Below are 1,875 nucleotides of genomic sequence, written 5' to 3'. Positions count from 1 at the left end.
GGTGACCCCGTTCGCCGGGCGCACGGTCGTGCTCCGGCCGTTCAGCCCGACGGCCAGGACCGCCACGACGACGGCCATCCCGGCGGCCAGCACCACCGCCATGACCGGCGGCCGGGCACGCCGCCGTAGCGCCCGGTCGGCCAGGTCGTGCGGCAGCCGCGCCTCGTCGGCCCACTCCTCCATGGTGTCGCGAAGCAGCCGGTTCATGTGGTGACCTCCAGTTCCGCAGCCAGTTCCGGGGCGATCTGCCGCAGCCGGGCGAGCGACCGGAACGTGGTGCTCCGCACCGTGCCGACCGAGCAGGACAGCATGGCGGCGATCCGGTCCTCCGGCAGGTCCTCGAAGTAGCGCAGCACCAGCACGGCGCGCTGCCTCGGGGTGAGCCGGGCCAGGGCGGCGCGCAGCACCATGCGCAGGTCGCTCTGGTGCGTGCCGTCGGCCCCCGGCCGGTCGGGCGGCTCGGCCTGGACCACCTCGCCGCGCCGCCCGATCGCCCGCCACCAGTTCACCTGCTGCCGGTACATGATCTGCCGGACGTACGCCTCGGGGGCGTCCACCTGCCGCCATCGGGCCGCCAGCTTGGCCAGCGCCGCCTGCACGAGATCCTCGGCCGCGTGCTGGTCGCCGCCGCTGAGCATGAACCCGAGCCGCATCAGGGCAGGAGAGCGCGCCGAGACGAACTCGCGGAAGCCTTGCTCGTCCGCAGGGTCCACGACCACCTCCAAACGTGTGAATGACACCCCTGAGACGCGCGCGGGGCACTCCCGCTATGCCTGTCCGGCCGGACGATTCTCGGGCGGCCCCCGGTCAGCGGCCGGCCGCCTTCAGGTCGATCACCACCTGGGTGCCCTGCGCCGTCCGGAACCAGACCACGCCCTCCGGGGTGTGCAGCGTGGGCGGAGCCTTGTCGCCCCTGCGCGTCGGCACGGGGAAGAGCCGGCCGGTGCGCTTGGTGGCGACGTCGTGCAGAGCCAGGGCGCGGCCGCCGGCGTCCCCCTGGTTGAGCAGGACGAAGCGGCCGGAGATCAGCGTTCCCGTGGCGTTCCCGGGCAGGTCCCGGCGGTCCGTCCCGTCGCGCCGCCAGGCCGTCGTCCTGTCGAGGCACCACACCGGGCCGCAGTCGGCCCACGACGAGCGCTTCTTGGCCGGGACCGCGTTCCTGGACCGGCCGGTGAGCACGTTCTTCAGGTGCTCCAAGGGCCGGGCGACGGGGTGGTCGACCGTCGGGTCGTGCGCCGGCCATCCGGCCCAGGGCCACTCGACCAGGTAGAAGCCCTTCGTCCCGCTGACCAGGGACACGTTCCCGCCCTTGAGCGGGGCCCGGTAGACGCCGCCGTCGGCGGGCGACCACACGGCCATGCCGCCGGCGATGGCCAGCTTCTTGAGCCCGGTGTAGGCGTTGTCGCTGGACAGCACGGCCCGCAGCGCCGCGATCCGCTGCGGGACGCCCCCGGTGACGGGCACCGCCCAGATCTCCGACCGGTCGTCCCGGAGCGCCGACCACGCCAGGTAGCCGTCGCCGAAGACCAGCGGCTCGTTGGTGACCTTGACGTCCCGCAACTGCGCGATCTGGGTGAACGCGCGCTTGTCGAGGTCGTACGACCAGATGCCGTCGAGCCGGTTCCCGGTGAGCCCCCGGCCGGCCACCACCCGGTCGGCGACGAACACGTCCGGCACGAAGACCCGGCCGCCGGGGCCGGTCGCCGGGATCTCGTGCACCGCGCCCGGCCACACCTGCTCGACCGGCGGCGACAGGCGGCCGGCGGCCGCCGCAGGGGCCGCGGCGGACGGCGGCGCGGAGCCGATCGTCCGGGTGCCCAGGACGGTGACGCCCACCACGGCGGCGGTCGCGGTCGCCACCGCCACCGGCGCCCA

The 1,875-nt window shown here is 74.7% G+C and carries 3 protein-coding genes; all 3 read right to left on the bottom strand.

Features of this window, described 5'->3' with window-relative positions; all coding sequences use genetic code 11:
* Positions 1 to 207, bottom strand: a 207-nt coding sequence (locus ACWCSD_RS52175; protein ID WP_449927284.1) for a hypothetical protein, incomplete at its 3' end; no start/stop codon positions are given.
* A complete protein-coding gene (locus tag ACWCSD_RS52170; protein ID WP_364341428.1) occupies positions 204 to 713 on the bottom strand; it encodes a SigE family RNA polymerase sigma factor in 510 nt (169 codons plus the stop codon). The genes ACWCSD_RS52175 and ACWCSD_RS52170, both read right to left, overlap by 4 nt.
* 94 nt (positions 714 to 807) lie before the next feature.
* A partial coding sequence (locus tag ACWCSD_RS52165; protein ID WP_449927281.1) for a hypothetical protein occupies positions 808 to 1,875 on the bottom strand: 1,068 nt, incomplete at its 5' end.

The sequence above is a fragment of the Nonomuraea sp. NPDC001684 genome, from assembly GCF_053596515.1.
Note: the sequence above shows the minus strand (reverse complement) of the source record. Positions and strands in the feature narration are given on the sequence as shown.